This is a genomic window from Halobacillus litoralis (genome assembly GCF_009856415.1).
Taxonomy (GTDB): Bacteria; Bacillota; Bacilli; order Bacillales; family Halobacillaceae; genus Halobacillus; species Halobacillus litoralis_C.
On record NZ_WMEZ01000002.1, the window covers coordinates 432742 to 451841 of the forward strand.

General features: G+C 43.6%; 12 protein-coding genes. 6 read left to right on the top strand and 6 right to left on the bottom strand.

Going from position 1 to position 19100, the window contains the following annotated elements:
• The first annotated feature begins 258 nt into the window (after window positions 1-258).
• Window positions 259-2229: an InlB B-repeat-containing protein gene (locus GLV98_RS07695; protein WP_160913730.1), complete on the top strand. Its 1971-nt coding sequence runs from the start codon at window positions 259-261 to the stop codon at window positions 2227-2229.
• 44 nt (window positions 2230-2273) lie between these two features.
• Here GLV98_RS07695 and GLV98_RS07700 read toward each other — a convergent pair whose 3' ends face one another.
• From GLV98_RS07700 to murJ, 3 genes are read right to left on the bottom strand one after another with little or no spacing between them, the layout of a single operon-like run.
• Window positions 2274-3359, bottom strand: a complete 1086-nt coding sequence (locus GLV98_RS07700) for a glycosyltransferase (RefSeq protein WP_202409962.1) — start codon at window positions 3357-3359, stop codon at window positions 2274-2276.
• A gap of 20 nt (window positions 3360-3379) precedes the next feature.
• The gene (locus tag GLV98_RS07705; RefSeq protein WP_160913732.1) at window positions 3380-4264 is read right to left on the bottom strand and encodes a PIG-L deacetylase family protein; all 885 of its coding nucleotides are present in this window, start codon (window positions 4262-4264) and stop codon (window positions 3380-3382) included.
• Between the two features lie 5 nt (window positions 4265-4269).
• On the bottom strand, window positions 4270-5781 hold the full coding sequence (murJ, locus tag GLV98_RS07710; RefSeq protein ID WP_160913734.1) for a murein biosynthesis integral membrane protein MurJ: 1512 nt from the start codon (window positions 5779-5781) through the stop codon (window positions 4270-4272).
• Window positions 5782-5964: 183 nt separating this feature from the next.
• Here murJ and GLV98_RS07715 point away from each other — a divergent pair, with 183 nt between their 5' ends.
• From GLV98_RS07715 to GLV98_RS07725, 3 genes are all read left to right on the top strand, one after another.
• A complete protein-coding gene (locus GLV98_RS07715; protein ID WP_160913736.1) occupies window positions 5965-7056 on the top strand; it encodes an acyltransferase family protein in 1092 nt (363 codons plus the stop codon).
• A gap of 187 nt (window positions 7057-7243) precedes the next feature.
• Window positions 7244-8242 (top strand): C40 family peptidase, encoded by a 999-nt coding sequence (locus GLV98_RS07720; protein ID WP_160913739.1) that lies wholly within the window; start codon window positions 7244-7246, stop codon window positions 8240-8242.
• Between the two features lie 600 nt (window positions 8243-8842).
• Window positions 8843-9046 (top strand): hypothetical protein, encoded by a 204-nt coding sequence (locus tag GLV98_RS07725; RefSeq protein WP_160913741.1) that lies wholly within the window; start codon window positions 8843-8845, stop codon window positions 9044-9046.
• A gap of 91 nt (window positions 9047-9137) precedes the next feature.
• Here GLV98_RS07725 and GLV98_RS07730 read toward each other — a convergent pair whose 3' ends face one another.
• Together GLV98_RS07730 and GLV98_RS07735 are read right to left on the bottom strand one after the other, a co-directional pair.
• Window positions 9138-10517, bottom strand: a complete 1380-nt coding sequence (locus GLV98_RS07730; RefSeq protein WP_160913743.1) for an N-acetylmuramoyl-L-alanine amidase — start codon at window positions 10515-10517, stop codon at window positions 9138-9140.
• Between the two features lie 288 nt (window positions 10518-10805).
• Complete coding sequence (locus GLV98_RS07735; protein ID WP_160913745.1) at window positions 10806-15140, bottom strand: S8 family serine peptidase; 4335 nt, start codon at window positions 15138-15140, stop codon at window positions 10806-10808.
• A gap of 215 nt (window positions 15141-15355) precedes the next feature.
• On the opposite strand from GLV98_RS07735, the gene secA2 reads away from it, so the two are divergent.
• Window positions 15356-17743 carry an accessory Sec system translocase SecA2 gene (gene secA2, locus GLV98_RS07740; protein WP_160914503.1) on the top strand — a complete coding sequence of 796 codons (2388 nt, stop codon included), beginning with the start codon at window positions 15356-15358 and terminating at the stop codon, window positions 17741-17743.
• Entirely contained in the window at window positions 17736-18623 is an 888-nt protein-coding gene (locus GLV98_RS07745; protein WP_160913747.1) for an accessory Sec system S-layer assembly protein, read from the top strand. Before secA2 ends, GLV98_RS07745 begins: the two co-directional genes overlap by 8 nt.
• Window positions 18624-18652: 29 nt before the next feature.
• Here GLV98_RS07745 and GLV98_RS07750 read toward each other — a convergent pair whose 3' ends face one another.
• Entirely contained in the window at window positions 18653-18868 is a 216-nt protein-coding gene (locus GLV98_RS07750; RefSeq protein WP_160913750.1) for a ribbon-helix-helix domain-containing protein, read from the bottom strand.
• Window positions 18869-19100: the final 232 nt, after the last annotated feature.

Consider the following 19100-nt stretch of genomic DNA (forward strand, 5'->3'; position numbering starts at 1 on the left):
GTTTGTCGAATAAACAGATATGAGCATTATAGCATAAGATATCTATCTATCGACCCTGTAATCTTGAATCTTTCACTGTATTTTTACAAAAGTATTACGACTTTCTAAAATTAATTATCGGATATCTCTTCGACAATTTGTAGGGGAAACCGATATATATAGTGAAAACACGACAATTATCCTAGTATTCCGATTTTTCTATAACCGGTGTACAATAAGAAAAATGAGTACTAGTTTCCTAGAAAGGACTGTGATGTGATGAACATTAAACGACTACTGGTTTTTATCGCTTTACTCGGTATTGCGACAGCCGGTACTATTTTCACCGTGAATGCTGTTCAGGCCAATACGCTTGAAGAGCAGTATGACCGGGCAAACGAAGCTTTTAAAGAGGAGGATTTCCAGAAGAGTGTAGAAGTCTACTTGAAAGTATTGGAGATGGACCCTTCCCACCATGAAGCACGGTTGAAACTTGCGCAATCCTACATACACTTGGATCAAATCGAGAAAGCTGTTGAAACCCTGAATGAGGGGATTTATGAATCACCTGAAGTTGGTTCTTTATACACCCTTCTATCTGATTTGTACGTTCAAGAAGGCAGCATTGATAAAGCTTACCGAACATTGGAAAAAGGAAAGCGGTATAGCAAAGAGACTTCAGTTCAAGAGGCAATCGATCAACTTCTTTCCAACATTACAGTGGATACAGAAAGAAGATTCGTTCAAGAGGGCTACGAACGGGAGTACCGACTTGTTTGGTCATCCGAAGAGGGAAACCTTTACCCCCTTGATGCGGAATGGTCGGTTGAGAATGCTGACATTGGAGAAATAGCTCCTGTAGAAGACGATATTTCTGTGATGTTTAAAGGAACAGAAGTTGGACGAACAGAAGTCGTTGTCTCATGGGAAGATTATACTGAAACGATGGAATTGGTTGTCAAGGATCAGGTTTTAGAAGAAGTCAGCTTTGATGAATTGGAAGCTTTCTCTATCGGACAAACTTCTACACTAGAAGTCATAGGAAAAGACGCGGCCGGGGAAGAGATGACCTTTGAGCCTAAATGGACACTATCAGAGGAAAAGTTCGAACTTGAGGCAAGCGAACAGACCGCGACACTTACGGCCGAAGAGTCGGGTTTAGATGTATTGACCCTCTCCTATCAGGACTTCACGAAAGAAATCCCGTTGATGGTTGAAGGAGAAAATGAATCCTATATCCAAACGAACGTAGAGGGGCAGGGCCGCATCGTGATCACCCCGGAAAAAGAAAGTTATGAACAAGGAGACGACATTCAGCTTCAAGCGGTCGGAGAACCTGGTTGGACGTTCGTCCAATGGGCAGGCGATCTTGAAGGAAACCAAAGCACAATTCAACATACAATTGAAGGGAACCTGAACGTCACCGCAATTTTTGAAACCAGCCTCCACACATTGAACCTTACGATCGAAGGAGAAGGTGAAGTTTTCCGTGATTCTCTCACGAACACCTACCCGCATGGCGAGACAATCTCGTTACGCGCACGCCCGGCATCTGGATGGACATTTGAGGGCTGGGAAGGCGATGTGACAGCATCGACAACGAACACTACGCTAACCTTTGATGAAGATAAACAGCTGCGTGCGGTCTTTGTTGAAAAAGACCAGGAAGATGAGGAACAAGAAGATGAAGGTGAAGGTGAAGAGGAAGAAATAGAAGAAGAGAAAGAAACAACCGAATACCGACTGAACGTAGGTAAATCAGGGAAAGGAACAATCAAGCAAAGTCAATCCGGTTCCAGATTTGAAGATGGTACGCTTGTAACTTTAACCGCCACCCCATCGAATGGTTATAAGTTTGTTGGTTGGCGGGGAGATGTGAACCATTCGTCCCGGACAGTGACCATTAAAATGAACAGTCATTATTCTGTGAAAGCCGTGTTCCAAGAGATCGCTCCGGAACCTGCGCCTGAGCCAGATCCAGAACCGGAACCTCAACCTGAACCAGAACCGGAACTCTATACACTATCAACTTCCACGGATGGACAAGGATATATTCGCGTTTCCAAGCAGACGGTATCCGCAGGGGAAAGCATCTCCATTCAAGCCATTCCCGCTGAAGGTTGGACATTTGTCCGCTGGAAACGCGATGGTTCAGGAAGTTCTGCGAGTACATCGATCACAATGAATCGAAACAAACAGGTAACCGCTGTATTTGAACAAGTGAAAGAGTCTACTTCAGAAGAAGAATAAAGGAAAAGCCATGAGATCATTGTGATCTCATGGCTTTTCTACTTTCACTTCTTATAAATATTGATAATCCGCTCGAGCATGACTTCCTCATCATTCTCCTGAGCCAGTTGTTCCCCTTTTTCAATCCTGGCGTTTCTTAAAGAAGAATCATTTAGTACTTTCTCCATTCCTTCTTCAAGCGCTCGGGCATCTTTTGGCTGAACAAGCTCGCCCGCTCCATCTTTCAGTAGATAAGACAATCCACCGACATCAGAAGCGACTACAGGAGTATGAGCCGACATCGCTTCAAGTGCGACAAGTCCGAACCCTTCAATATGAGAGGGCAGGACGAAAAGGTCGGCCGCTGCCATCCACTTCCCGACAGTCGCCTGATCTTTCGGTCCATGGAAATGAATACAGTCTTTTTGATTTGGTTGAATGGAAGACTTCAATTCTTGTAAGAAACTTTCACTCTTCTTGCTTCCGACGATATGAAGCTGGAGGTTCTCTTCTCTTTCATTTAAGGACTGGAAGGCATCCAATAATTCACGTAACCCCTTCGCTTCAATCAAGTTTCCAACAAAAAGGATGTGTCGAACGTCTGCTGAGAGGTTGAGTTCCTGTTTCGTCTCCTCTTTCGGCTTCGGAGCGAAGACGTTCCGGTTCACTCCCATGTTGATCACAGAAACATTCGACTCAGCAATGCCGAACCCTTGGATGACTTCTTCTTTCAGTGCTTCACCCACGACAATGACATGGTCCGCTTCTTTCAAAATGTATCTTGTCATTTTGCGGATCCACTTGTTCTTTTTCGCCATCTGATCGAGGTCTCCGCCGTGGGAGGTAACAATCAGCTTCGTCCCAAAGAGCTTTTTGAAGAAGAGTGCTGGCAGCCCGCTTGGAAAGATATAGTGGGCATGGACGACATCGTAGGTACGGCCGGCTGGCAATTTACTGATCGTTTTCAGGAACCAAAGGCCGTACTTTTTCAAAAGGTTGACCTTTCCGCCACGGTTATCGCTGTTGACGGCCGTGTCGATGTTCAGCCCCTTTTTCTTCAAAGCTTCCACCTGGTTTCTTACGAAGATGCCGTAGGTCGGGTTCTTCCGGCTGGGATACATATTACTGATGACTAGTACACGTTTACTCATAGATGAATCCTCCCCGGCCACTACTTGATCGAGTGACGATAGAAATCTTTTTTCTGGTCATAGTTCTTGAAAATCGCCCACAACAGCGTATCCGTCCGGTTCACTTGCTTGAACGTTTTCGGGAAGTTGATTTCCTTTTCCTTCAGCGTGTCACAGTGTTTAATGAACGCACCCTTGTCGAGTTCAATGAACCCTTCGGCTGATTGGACAGGGGATTTGGCTAGATTCCCTTTCAATTGGTTCAGTTCAAGGAAGCCGTCGAAAGCGATGGCTTGAGAAGCGAACACTTCCGTCGCCTGTACTTTCTTGCCGTACTGATCCGAGGTATCGACAAGGCAGTTGATGAAATCCGGTGGAAACGCGCAATTGATTTCGTACATACGGACAATTCCGCGGTAGTCCATTTGTTTCAGCGTGTCCGCGAGAAGCTGGGCGGTTGCTGTGTGATCGGTGTGGGCATCCACATAAGGTGTCGTATAAATCACATCAGGTGAAACTTCTTCGATCTTCTGTTTTAAGAATTGAATATTCTCTTCGCTGCTTGAAACGCTGCCATCAGGAAGGTCCAAATAAGAGACATCGGATAGCTTCAAAATGTCCATCACTTGATCGATTTCACCTTTCCGGCTTTGTTTCAGTTCTTCTTCACTTAAATCACTGACACTTCCGCCTCCATCGGTCATGAAAAGGCAGTGGATCTCCGCCCCATGTTCGGCATGTTTTCGGAGGGTCGCGCCGGGGCCGATGGTTTCATCATCCATATGAGGCGCGAGGACAAGTACCTTTTTCTCCCCTTCTACAGACGTTACCTCTAAATCGGCACTGTAATGTCTTTTCAATATTCTACGCGTGACAGGTCGGTTGACCGGTCTTGCGATATTCATTAAGGTTTCTTTTCTACTCATAATCCCTACCCCTTACGTTTCGTGACATTTCTTAGCAAGAACAAGAAGGCATGCGTTTTTAATACAAAAGCGACAGCAGCAAACACAACGCCACCAGTGATGGCGACTGTGATGATTTGAACGATGTTTGGCCAGTCGGTGATCAGCTGTTGGACACCGATCACCGCTCCACTCATTGCAGCAACAGCCAAGGTGATTTTGAGATAGTCGAGCGTTAAATAATTGAAGTCCAGTCCACCGACGAGTTTTACGAAAACGATCAAACACGCACCTGTGTAGAACAAAGCCATGACGGATGCGGCGAGTGGAATTCCTAAGTACCCGAGCCATTCTGCGAATAAGAAGTTGAACAACACGTTGAGCGCAATCGACCCGATACTGATCATCAAAATCAGATGGCCTTTTTTCATCGTGTAGAACCCTTTGTTGATAACGTTATTCAAACTGAAGAATACGACGGAACCAAAATAAAAGTATGCTACTTGGGTCGTAGCCGTCGTCGCTTCATTGGAAAACGCTCCGCGTTCGTAGAAAAGCTCGATCAAGTTGGGCATCAACAACATCATCCCAATGACCGAAGGGAGCAGCACGAGATACATCGTCGTCAGTCCTTTTTCAATACCTTTCTTGAACTGATCGTTGTCGTTGGCGGTTACCGCCTTCGATAACAACGGGAAGATGATCGTTGCGATCGTCACACCGAAAATCGCCTGTGGCATATGAACAAGGTTTTTCGCGTAGTTGATGTACGTCACGGCCCCTTCGCCCTGGTAGCCGGCGAAAATCGTTCCGACCATCAAGTTCACCTGTCCGACGGCAACGGTGAGCCCGACGGGTAAGAAAATCCAGTAGAACTGTTTCACTTCCGGCCAGTCGATTTTCTGCTTCACATCCATCACTTTTCTCGGGACAACGAGGAACAGCTTGAAGATCAAGGATAAGATTGTCCCCGCCAGGTAGCCGAGCGCCAGTGAGTAGGCACCGATTTGATTGGCGAACAAAAAGGCCGCCCCGATTGAGCTTAAGATGACGATGATTTGAGACACGATCGACAATGAGAATTTGCTCTCGGCATCAAAGAACGCTTCCAGCACACTGTTCATCCCGACAAAGGAGATGCACGCAAAAAAGATGATCGTCACCCATGTCGCAATCTGCGTCGCTTCTTCACTAAAGTTCGGGTAAAGCAGCGGCATGAGCACCGGAGCGATCAGCATACCGATGACAGATAGAATGAAGGCAAGGACGAGCGTGCCTTTGAACACCTGCCCTAAGTATCTCTTCCCTTTATTTTGTTCTACCGATTCGATATAGCTCGGTACAAGCGCATTTTTCATCCCGTTCGTCATGAACAGAATGAGCATGTTCGGAATGATGAAGGCAGCCAAATACGCATCGGCGACATAACTATCTCCGAAATAGTAGGCAATGACCATATCCCGGATCAAACCAGAGACTTTCAGGAGCAGTGTCGCTCCGATAAATAATAGACTTGCGATCCCTAACTTCGATTTCAATTTCTATACCTCTTTCATTTCCTTCATAAATTGACAATAAAAATCCATTAGCATGATTTTACCACAGCTGTAGGGATGGGTGAACGGAATACATGGAAGCACGACGAAAGATGGGTGAAATTTCTCCTTTTCTTTTCCATCTATACCCTATAAAATATAGGAGTTATGAGAAAGGAGCATCCTATGAAACGTACGATGATCAACGAGATTTTCTTCATCCGGGCGATTGCTTGCTTATGTGTCGTGCTCATCCATTCCATGACGATGACCCAGCATAATTATGAGCTGTTCCGATTGACGGATGAACTGATGTATATGTTTAAACTGACGATTATGTTTGCCACACCCGTTTTTGTTATGATTTCTGAATTCTTATTATCTTACTCTTATCCAGACAGACTTCCAAAAGCTTTTTGGAAGAAGCGAATTTTATATATTTTAGTGCCTTATATCGTAATGGCCGTCATCTATTCCGCCTACCCTCTATTGGTAGGGACAGGCTTTACGTGGGGACGTTTTATGGAATTGTTCTTTGAGAAAGGGTTCTTAGGACTGTGGCATGGTTACTTCGTCTTAATCATCTTCCAGTTCTATGCGCTGCATTTCTTATTGAAGAAATATTTCGATCGTTTTAACCCATTTTTGATGATTGGAATCTCCCTTGTCATCAACATGTTCTACCTGGCCATTTATAATTTCAGTTGGTTCCATGATTTTGCATTTGTCTCTGCGCTAAGACCTTATTATAAGCTGCCATTCCTTGGCTGGATCTTTTACTTTACGGTCGCCTACTATGCAGGGAAAAACATTGATGTATTCCTGAGCTTCATTCAAAAGTATAAATACTATCTGCTTGCAGGTGCCGCACTGACTGGAATGGTACCGTTACTGATGAGATACAACCACATCTATTCGGTCGTATCATCGAAGCGATTTGACGTCGTCCTTTATACGTTTTTCATCTTCTGTCTGCTCTATCTCATCGCGAGACAGTTGAAGAAAACACCGACGATCGTCATGTGGATCAGCAGCAGTTCATATGGAATCTACCTGCTTCACCCGCTATTCCAGTTCAACACGATCGACTTCTTGCAAAGCATGCCCTTCTACACAAACTTCGGTGTGCACATTATACTTTTATTCATCATGGGCGTCGGCGGCCCGATTTTGGTGACCTATCTATTGAACAAGGTACCATATGGAGCTTTGATTGTCGGCAAGTTCAATACACCTAAGACATCAGCACCATCGAAGGCGAAAATGAAAGCAAGTTAATCAGAAACAAGGAAAAACGACCAGCTTCTGCTGGTCGTTTTTGTTATGTATCTAGAGACTATTCCCCACTAGTAAAACCTATGAAACTTATTTGTTACATAACTGTAAAACTATGACGAATCTTGTTATGTTACGCTTGTAAAGGATTACAAGGACAGACAAAAAAACACAAGGGGAGTACACTAGAATGAGAAAATTCTTAACGTCGATTGTCGCTTTTGCCACGGTTTTTCTACTATTTACACCTAATGCTTTTGCAGGACAAAGCGTTCGGGACCAAGTAGTAGATATCGCATTTGATTACTCAGGTTCACCATATGTTTATGGAGGAACATCACCACATGGCTTTGATTGCTCAGGATACACGCAGTATGTTTATGCAAAAGCGGGGATTGACCTTAATCGAACTTCTCGTCAACAGTACACGCAAGGTGAATATGTAAGCCGCTCCAATTTGCAGCCAGGTGACCTTGTCTTCTTCGGCAGCCCAATCTGGCACGTAGGGATATACATAGGAAATAACAAAATGATTTCAGCGGAAAACCCGACAGACGACATCACCGTTGCTTCTCTTACAGGTTACTGGGGCCGTAACTATGCTGGAGCGAAACGTGTCATTGAAGAAAGAGAAACCGCAACAGATTCTGCTAACGAAGAACTTCCAGCAGGAGAATACCACGACGTAAACAAGTACCACTGGGCTTTTGATCACATCAGCCACCTTGGAGAAACAGGCATCATCAACGGATATGAAGGAAGCCTCTTCAAGCCAGATAACAAAGTTACACGTGCGGAAGCTGCTACCATGTTAAGTATCGCGCTGGGTCTTCCGACTTCTTCTCATAGCGAGTATTCTGATGTATCTAGTTCTCACTGGGCATCTGATTACATCAACGGTGTTACAGCAAAAGGGTACTTCTCCGGATATGAGGACGGTACTTTCAAACCGGACGAGCCGATTGAACGTGCAGAAATTGCCGCTCTATTCACTCGCGCATTCGACCTTGATGCAAGCGGATCCGGAAGCTTCGCTGACCTAAGCTCTGATCACTGGGCTTATGAAGATATCCAAACATTATCTGCTAGCTCCATTGCAACAGGTTATTCCGATAACACCTTCAAGCCTGGTAAAGAAACCATTCGTAGTGAGTTCGCTGTATTCTTGTACAGAGCACTCTATCAATAATAGATTGGTATAGAAAGCTCAGAGTTTATGACTCTGGGCTTTTTTGTTGTCTTTTTTATATATGAGAGACTATATATTCATCAACTATTTAATCGGTATTCTTAAAACATTTCCCGCTCGCTTTAAAATTCAAACATGCTCTTATAATATTTTCACTTCTACTTAATAACCAGATCCAAGAATGATATTCTCCCTCTTCTGGAAGCTCTCACTTCAGAATGCAGGACGAATTTGTTAATACACTATAGTCAATAGTCGGCGGAGTAAATCTTTGAATCTAAACATTTGGTTCTGTTTAAGTCGCCTGTTGGTTTTTGGTGCAAGAGCCTTGATATATGATACGTTTAGCTTAAACAATTTAAATTTTCATTGGGACTATTATATCTTGTCCCACAAACAGAGCAGGAATATAGGATTTAGGCTGGGAGGTGCAAATCATAAGATATTTATTTATGGTGTTGACGCTTTGTTTAATCACTGAATGCACCAACGCTGGACCTTAAAGGTTATTTTCATACTGTCGAAACTTCTAACACACTACGAATTGATTGTTCTTCAGCAGTCAATAAAAATGATTCTTACGAAACAGATATAGGCTATATGTGTAAGGTAGAGGTCACTGAAAATACGATCATTGAAACCGAAGAAGGCAAAAAATTAAATGTTAATGATTTAGCTGAGTTGGATGTAGAAAAAACAAACACCCCCAAGAGTGTGAAAGTCGTCCTGGCTGAAGAACAAGAGATAAATACAAGCATCAGTAGTAGGGAAGGATTAAAAGCATCCAAGATTGTTTTTTTCTAATTAAACTAGCTCCTATACTTTATAAATATCCGCCCTGTACATAACAAATTTACACATAGAAAACCCCTCTGCTTTTGCAGAGGGGCGGCTATTAATCTACCCAATTATAATAGTCTTGTATACCTTGTGCGATGGCTTCCGCTGCACGTTCTCTCCAATAATCCGATCCGAGTCTAGACGCATCGGTATCGTTCGTTAAAAACCCTAATTCTACTAAGGCAGACGGTAATGGAGTTTCACTAATCACATGATACGGAACATCCTTCACACCGCGATCCGCTAAGTCGAGGGCTGGAACCAGGCGGTTTTGTATATAAGTGGCCAACTGTTTACTCTTTCTAGCCCGGTCATCCAAGCTAGCGGAAGAGTAGTAAGTTTCGATTCCATTCGCACTTTCCATATAGAAAGAATTCGAATGGATACTTACGAACGTGTCCGCATTACGACGGACGGCATAATCTACACGGTCTTCCAATTCAACAAAAGTGTCATCATCTCTTGTCATCACGACTTGAATCCCTGAATCCACCAAATACTTCTGAACACGCTGCGCTACATCAAGATTGACCTCTTTCTCTACCAACCCGTTAGCTGCGGCACCGCCGTCCCCATCACCGTGACCTGCATCGATTGCAATGATATGGGAACTCGACGAATGACTTGTCGTCGTATAATCTTCATGCACATAACCGTTTAAACTACCATACGAGATTTTCAGCCAATCGCCTAAATCTTTGTGAACTTGAACCGTTGTCCCCTCAGATAGTTTACCGACAATAGAATAACCCGTACTTGGGCCGGATCGAACATTTAGTATATCTGCAGTGACTACGCGTTCCCCGTAAGAATCAATGTCCGTGGAAACTCTGAATTGTTCATTCAAAGCCCGAGCGACAAATAATGCAAACTCTTCTCTTGTAATTGCTGATTCCGGACGGTATGTACCATCAGGGTATCCTGCAGCTACCCCGGCGCTTGTTACACTTTTCACGGCGTCATAATAGTACGCATAGGGGCTGACATCTCCATAGCTTCCATTACTGCCGGAACCTAGTGAAAAAGCGTTAGAGACCGAAACAGCCATCTGTCCACGTGTCATCGTTTCTTTTGGTTTGTATGTACCATCAGGATATCCTGATATGGCTCCTTGTTCATAAGAAGACTGTATGTATCCAGAAGCGTAGGAATAACGTGAAACATCCGAAAATACCGTATTTCTCTGAGTACCATCGAGTTTAAGCGCTCGTGCAATTAATGTCGCCGCTTCTTCTCTGGTTACTTCCTTATGAGGCTTGAACGTTCCATCGGGGTAACCGCTCAATACTCCTTGATTCATCAAATAATTGATTTCTTCCTCTGACCGATCAGGTATATCCGATAACGAATCAGCTTTGGCTACATTCGATGGCCAAACAGCTGCAGTGACTAAAGCTAAAAGGAACACCAACATTTTCATACGATTTTGCAACATTCTCCAAAAATCTCCCTTTCTCGAGTTTTTTCGTTTCTATTGCTATTATACTTGGAAACTATTCACTATCATAGTGTGTTTTTACTTAATTGCTACTAAGAAGAAAGCCCTCCAAGTAAGTCAAAAATACCTAAAATTTCCCGCAGACCCACTCATTTTTAAATTTGTCGAAATCAAGATTCACTATTCTATCAAATTCTGCATTTACACTATGAATAATGAATCCTGCATTTAAAACAAAAAAACCGGATGGGTAGAACCCCATCCGGTTTTACTTATTGATTGTGATTAGAAACGATCGTCTTCTGCTTTCGCAATGAAACGAGCAAATTCTGCACGTGTCGTTTCTTTGTTCGGCTTGAACGTTCCATCAGGATAACCGACCGTAATTTCATTGGCAGCTAGTGTGTTGATATAGCTGGAAGCCCAATGCGCGACAGGAACGTCGCTGAATCGATCATCCGTACTTCCTTCCAAGTCATAAGCGTCGACAACAATCTTCGCCATTTCAGAACGCTTCAGCGTGGCTTTCGGATTGAACTCACCATCTGGTGAACCGACCATAATGCCTGCTTCAGCAATGGCAGCAATCGCATCATACCCGTAATCGCCCGCTTCGACATCGCTGAATCCTGGGTCTTCAACATTGTCTGTCTCTAAACCAAGCGCACGCGTGATCATTTGTGCCGCTTGCACACGCGTAATATCATCGTTTACACCGAAATTGCCATTCGGGTAACCGTAAATGATACCAGCAACGTTCAGCTTTTCAATCGCATCCTTCGCCCAGTAGCCGTCCGCTACATCATCAAAGGAAGCAGGTGCACCGCCAGACTTGTAGATCGTAATATGCTTCGTCGTTGTATTGCCGGCAAGATCGACGAGTTCAAATGTGAACGAGTTCTTGCCATCTTTTAAGTCAACCGTATGCTCGAGCGTTTCTTCAATCGCTCTCATTTCAAATGGCTCTTTGAACACTTTAGAGTATGCTTCGTCACCATTGACAGTCAAACGAAGCTCATCAAAGTTGTCGGCCATGGAGACATCAAGCGTTGCTTCGTCTTGATCCGTATAATGTGGACCTTCAATGGCCAACTCTGGGCTTGTGGAGTCAATCATGAAACGACGGATGAAGGAAATATCGTTTCCGCTGTCATCAACGGCATGGAATTCAATTTCTTTGAATCCGTCAGATTTGAAGCTGATGGTTTCATTGAACGCATAACGCTCATTCTCAGAATCCCATGTCAGTTTCGCTTCTTTACCGTTCATTGTAAGTTTTTCCACTTTGGAATCATCCGTCACATAACCAGTGACAAGTACTTCTCTACTATCCGTAGGCTCTAGAGCTAAAGGCGTAAGAGCATTCACATAAGGAATCGTGTCGTCTTCACCTTCAAGAGCGCTGTCCGTTGTCGTATTACCCGCATAATCGTAAGCGACGACTCTCACGCTTGTAACTTCTTCAGCTTCTACAGTGTAAGTAGCTGTACTAGCTGCTAAAGGTGTTTCTGTGACATCTTCCCCGTTAACAATAACGTCAAAGTGGGAAAGTCCAGCTCCTTGATCTTCCGCATCCCATGTGATTTCTTTTGAATCAGAATCATAGGACACATCTAAATCGGGTGTCTTCGTATCGACACGGACTGGAATCACTTTAGACTGCCAATCAGCATCTGGATAGTCAACCACAGATTTCACTTCATAGTAGTAAAGACCGTCTTCGACGAATTCTCCATCTACTTTACCGTCCCATGCGCCTTGATCGAAAATGGTATAGGAAGGTGCAGCTCCTCCATCAAAGTAATTCTTCCTCACTTCTTTAAGGGAACGGATCGTACGCAATTCGTTCATCTCTTCATCTAGAATATTGAACTCTACTTCTTTCGCATTCCTCAAGAAGGAAAGGATCGGCATGACTTTATCAGCCATTCCATCTGCATTCGGTGAGAACCCGATGTTATTGCTGGAACCAACAAGGGCTTCCTCTTCACTTAACAGTGGGTCGACACCTAGGTACTGGAGTTCCATACCATATGGAGCAAGGAGACCAGATTGGCCATAGAAGGAATCTCCTTCTTTTTCATAGATGGTATCATCAACAATTGGTGCTTGATCCCATTCCCCGTCAAAACCTACATAAGGGACATTAAGTGAGGCATTGACATCATTAGGATCTTCCAGTGTCACGAAACCTTCTACAAAGTAGCCATTTTCAAAGATTTCATCCAATGGCTGGCTTCCGAACCAGTCAATCCCATCTGTTAAATCAACAGTTACGTCAATCTCAACGGAAGAGTTGGCTGGTACAAGTACTTGATATTCCCCATCTACTTCACTTCCAGCATTTGAAGTGATTTCAATCGGAAATTCCCCTGCGTACGGTGATTCTTCACTGATTGTGCCTTCCTTGTAGATTCCTTGTGTTTCTACAAGGTTTTCACCATCTGATACAAGGTCTGTTTGAACGGTACCTGACACATGATACACCGTGTTTTCATCACTGAAGTTGTCAACGGTCAATGTGAAGGATTCTTTGCCATCCATTTCTTTCAAAGCGACTTTACCTAGACCTGTTTCTTTCTCCGTAACGATGGCAGGCGTCTGCATAGCCGCATGCAGATCCATCAAACCTGCTCCTTGTCGACGTGGAGAGAATGCAAGTCCTGACTGGTAGTAGTCATTATACAAACCTGTATCTACTTGCGGTACAGACGTGTTCATAAGAAGGTTTTTCGCCATTTCCACACGATCTTCACCAGCAAGATCGAATTCATCTTCAAGGCGCTGCATCACTAATGCTGAACCTCCAGCTACGTGTGGAGCAGCCATGGATGTCCCACTCATCAAACCATATTCATCATCTTGCAAAGTGGATAGGATGTTCCCACCAGGTGCTGTAATTTCAGGTTTGAAATCAAGGTTTGGTGTCACTCCCCATGAAGTGAAGGAAGAAAGATTTCCGAATTCAGGGTTGATTGATTTTACTTCTTCCCCTTCAAAGGAAACTTCAACGGTGCTGCCTTCCTGTAATTGATTTCTCAAACTCTCACCAAGATCTTTCAGAATGGACAACTGAGGGATATTAATTTCTCCACTTGATGCCATACTGATATAGCCAGAAACATTATTGAAGATAATAACCCCTTTTGCCCCGCGTTCTTGGGCGTTCAGCGTTTTACTTACGAATGTGGACTCCCCACGCTGAATAAGAGCGATTTTCCCTTCAACATCAACGCCTTCAAAGTCGTTCGCTTCCGGGTTCACCTCTGAATCACCTGGTGTACGGCCAAGTCCTGCATAAACGAGCTCATGGTAACCCTCTTCTAGCGTATCAGGGTGTACATCACTCGCAGAAAGGAATGGTACAGGAATTCCTTCTTCCCCATCCACTCGTGTATTGAATCCGTCTAGCATCAAATATTCGTTTTCAAAAGATGCCACCTGCAGGGACTCTGTGGAAAGACCTGGTGCCCCCACTACTCCAATATCAGGGTTGGAAGCAAGCGGATTAGCGAAGCCATCTCCCAGTCGTGCAGAGTTTCCTGCAGAGATAGCCATCATCACACCATTCTCAACAGCTCTTGCAATCGCTTTCTGCTCAGGGTCTTCAGCATCGACGAAACTTGCTGTCGAACCAAGGCTCATGTTGATGACATCCGCTCCAAGAAGGATCGCATCATCAATCGCTTTAATGTAAATGTCTCCATAAGTCGAAGGCATTTCAGGATCATTACCGAAAACTTTCAATCCGAGGATTTGAGCTTCCGGAGCAACCCCTTTAATTCCTCCATTGTCTTCATCGCCATTGGCGCCTACTGTACCGGATACGTGCATGCCGTGCATACTCGCATCTGGGCCAAGGTCTAACACGGTGTTGTTTTCATCCGCATAGTTGTAACCATAAGGGACTTTTTCCGTGAAATATTTACCTTTCAATTCACCGGACTGTCTTAGTGTATCGACATCACCCTTACTGATTTCAGGGGCGGTTTCCTCACTTAGGACCATGTCCTTGTGTTCCGGATCGATTCCTGTATCGATGACACCTACTGTCATTCCTTCCCCTTTATAGCCATACTCCTGCCATGTTTTTTGTGCATTGACAAGCTCTTTACTATAAAGCATCTCCGGCTGTTCTGTCGGGCGCTGGTATTCGTTTGTGATATGTACTTTGCCGACATTTGGTAGAGATTCAATCACTTCTACAGCTTTGAAATTCACAGTACCACTAAAGCCATTCACTACAGTTGTAAAGCTTTGTTTGTAATCCATCGGGACGGATTCCTTCTTAATGGCAGCTTTCACTTTCGCCTGCGCATCTAAAGCTTCCTCCCGCAATTTGATCTTATTCGCTTCTGATAATTCGCTGTAGCTCTTCCCTAAACTCTGAGCCGAATAAATGGTAGGCTCGTCCTCTAATTCAACAATGATTCTCACTTCATCATTTGGTCCATAATTCTCACGGTCATCTTCCAGTGAAAATACTCGTTCTGTCTTTTTATCTGCGGAATTGGTTGAACCTTCCAAGTTTTTGTTTGGAAGTCCAGTCGCAGCGAAGACAGAATGAGAGAATGCTAGAAGGAATACAAAGAACAAAATCAACGTTTTTTTCAAATTCAAATTTTCTCCTCCTTCAATAATTTCCAGAATCGTGCTACAATACTCCCCCTTTCTTCATGCCTCTCCATTATATTCGTATTATTCTTACTAATCAAACAATTACCCACTCCTTTCTACAAATTTTCCAAACACTCCCTTCGATGTGTAGAAATGACTAGCAGGAACATGCTAAAATGAAAGATAATGACTACTACACCAAGGAGCGTCTAGGACTAATGATAGATTCAGTGAAGCGTATACTGCCGAACAAAAGTGACCGGCAGCTGAAAAAGTATAATAAATACATAGAGAAGATTAACGAACTTGAGGAAACGTATAAGAACCTTAGTGATGATGAACTACGAGCTAAGACAGATGAATTTAAAAAAGAACTCGAGGATGGACGATCGATTTACGATATTCGTAATGATGCATTTGCGGTCGTACGTGAAGCCGCAAAACGGATCCTTGGCATGCGTCACTTTGATGTCCAGTTGATTGGAGGCCTTGTGCTGACAGATGGGGATATTTCCGAAATGGCGACAGGTGAAGGAAAGACGCTGGTCGCTACTCTTCCCACCTACCTTAGAGCCTTAGAAGGCAAAGGCGTCCACGTCATTACGGTCAACGAATACCTCGCCCGTAGAGATGCAGAAATCATGGGTCCCTTATATGAGTTCTTAGGTCTTTCCGTTGGTTTGAATGTTCCTGGAATCTCATCGGCGGATAAAAAGAAAGCCTATATGGCTGACCTCACGTATGGGATTGGAACAGAGTTTGGTTTTGACTTCTTAAGGGATCACATGGTGACAGCCGTCCATCAAAAAGTCCAACGTCCATACCACTATGCCATCGTTGATGAGATCGACAGCGTCTTGATCGATGAAGCAAAAACGCCATTGATCATTGCTGGGAAAATGAAACCAAGTGCGAATCTACATAAAGTGGGTGCTATGCTCGCCCGTTCCTTCAAAGCAGATGCCGACTATCACTTTGATCCTGAAACGAAAGCGGTCAATCTGCTGGACGATGGCATGAACAAAATTGAGCGTGCCTTCGCAATTGATAACCTCTATGACCTCGAGCATCAAACGCTCTATCATTATATGATTCAAGCCCTAAGAGCCCATGTCCTTTTTGAGAGAGATGTGGACTATATCGTGCACGACCAGGAAGTCAAACTGATTGATATGTTTACAGGAAGAATGATGGAAGGACGTACGATGTCTGATGGTCTCCACCAGGCGATCGAAGCAAAAGAAGGTCTTGAAATTACGGAAGAAAACAAAGCACAAGCTTCCATCACCGTTCAAAACTATTTCCGTATGTATCCTTCTTTAGCAGGAATGACAGGGACAGCCAAGACGGAAGAAAAAGAATTCCAAACGGTTTACGGCATGGATGTTATCCAGATTCCTACCAACAAACCAGTCGCAAGAGAAGATCGTTCCGATAAAGTGTTCCTTACAAAAGAACAGAAGTACGAAGAATTGGTGCGTGAAGTTCAAGACGTCCACCGTACCGGTCAGCCGATTCTGATTGGGACGACTTCCATTTTGCAATCGGATGAAGTGGCTACCTATTTGGATAAGGCCGATCTTCCCTACGAACTATTGAACGCGAAAAGTGTAGAACAGGAAGTACGCCTCATTTCCTTAGCCGGACAAAAAGGACAGATCACCATCGCCACCAATATGGCTGGCCGTGGTACCGACATCGTTCTTGGAGAAGGAGTTGCGGAGTTAGGCGGTCTTCACGTCATCGGAACCGAGCGTCACGAAGCAAGAAGAATTGATAATCAATTAAAAGGAAGATCCGGTCGCCAAGGGGACCCGGGTTCTTCTCAATTCATCATCTCACTAGAGGACGATTTGATTGTTCGTTTTGCGAGAGATGAGAAGGAAAGAAAAATGAAGTCCCTCAAAACGGATGATCAGGGTCGGGTTACGAATAAGGACATTCACAAATTCGTCGACACCGCTCAACTGATCAGTGAAGGCAGTAACTATAACGTGCGCGAGTTCACACTGAAAATGGATGATGTCGTCAATGACCAACGGAAGGTCATTTATGAATTCAGAGAGAAGCTTCTGATTGAAGAAGATATTCTCACATTAATATCCAAACAAGTTCGCACGCACTTCTTACATCTAATAGATAAACTATGCCCGGAAACCGTCGTTCCAGAAAATTGGCCGCTGGAAAGACTCGAAAATGAAATCCAGCGAAGTGCACCTGGTGCCGCTCCAGCGTTATCAGAAAAGCATTATGAAGATATCGAGCAATTAAAAGCAGATGTTCTTTCCTATGCTGATGAGTATTGCGCCCAACTCCAACCATGGTCTGAGGATGAGTCGCTTCAACTGAATTTGCGGCAGTTCTCCATTGATATCCTGGACAAGCTTTGGGTCCGCCATTTAGAAATGATGACACGATTAAAAGAAGGGGTCGGGATCAGACAATATCAGCAAGAAGATCCGCTGCGCCTCTACCAGCAAGATGGGTATGACATCTTCCAGCATAATTATGCCGAAATTAACAAAGAGATGGTGTTCATGCTTGCGCAAGTGATGAAGCCGAAGCTCATGAAACAACAGGAAAAGGAGGCGGAATCGAATGTTTAAATGGAAAAAGAAAGAGAAAGAAACGCAAGCGTATGATGAGGGGGCGGTGGACGCTTCCTTATTCACCGGGAAAGAAGAAGAGGTTCAGGATACAAAAGAAGTCTACACGGAACTGTCTCTCCACCCAGACTGGCATCTTCCAGAAGAAGAAACGTATGTTTACCGCTTTTATAACAGTGATCTGCCTCCACTTAAACCGAATCAAGTGAGTGTCACTGGGTTTGATATTCAAAAGAAGGATCAAAACATTCTTGTTAAAGCGTTTCTACGGAATTCTTTGCAAAGAGGCATTCATTTCAAACCTACTTCAATCTTACTATTAGATAAACAAGGACAAATAATGGCCCGGAAACATTTTGATCTCACGGATGTCGGATTGTTACCAGGTCGATCCAGCCGCCCATGGATCTTCTCCTTTCATCAAAAGGACTTTATCAATGATGATACCAACATTCCGGTCAATGGTTGGAAGTTAGCTTTCGAGACGCAAACAAGAAAACACTCCCTCGATCTTGAAGAGACCTGGGAGAAATCATTGGATACAGAAGAAATTGATAAACTTGAAGAGTATGTGAGCAACATAACCCCTCCAAAGCCTGGGGAAGTCAACTTCCTAGGACTACAAGTGAGGTTTAGTGACGAGGGCCATTTGCATATGACTCTTCTCGTAAGAAATGGAAATGAAGAGGATATTAAGTTAAAATCCATTCCCCTTGTCGTTGAAGATGCAACAGGAAAGGTCATTGCTAAGGGTGGATTTAAACTGAATGATTTAACAGTAAAAGCCCATACAAGTAAGCCATGGACTTTTGTCTTCCCTAAAAATAAGGTAAACCGTGATGAGGTCGACTTGTCCAGATGGAAGGTTTATCCGAAATAAAAAAAAGCCACCCGCGGGTGGCTTTTTTATTATTCTTTATATGTATTTTCCATATTTGTTCTTAACAATTCGTACATATTTACACTTTTAGAAGCTGGCGAGCTTGCCATATGGTTCAATTGATTCAGAAAAAATTGTGTAGAAAAGGAAATAAAGGAACTTTTACTAAGCCCCAACTCTTTTGCTTTCTGCTCAATTTCATCATTTAATGACTCACTAACCCTTACACTTACCTGCTTTTTCATCTTCGTTGAAGTCCTCCTGTCTTTCTGTTGCCATCCCTATGGTTGTTAAGATTATTATTCATAGATTATCATAACAATTATTAACAATCCACCAAATTTGTAAACTTTTTCTTTCTTTTATGACCCTATTACCCAGGCCTTTTATTGTAGAGGTTCGTTGTATAATACTAGACCAAATATATGATCGTCTCTTTTTGATACCACTGAATCACTAGATTATTATATAATTTTA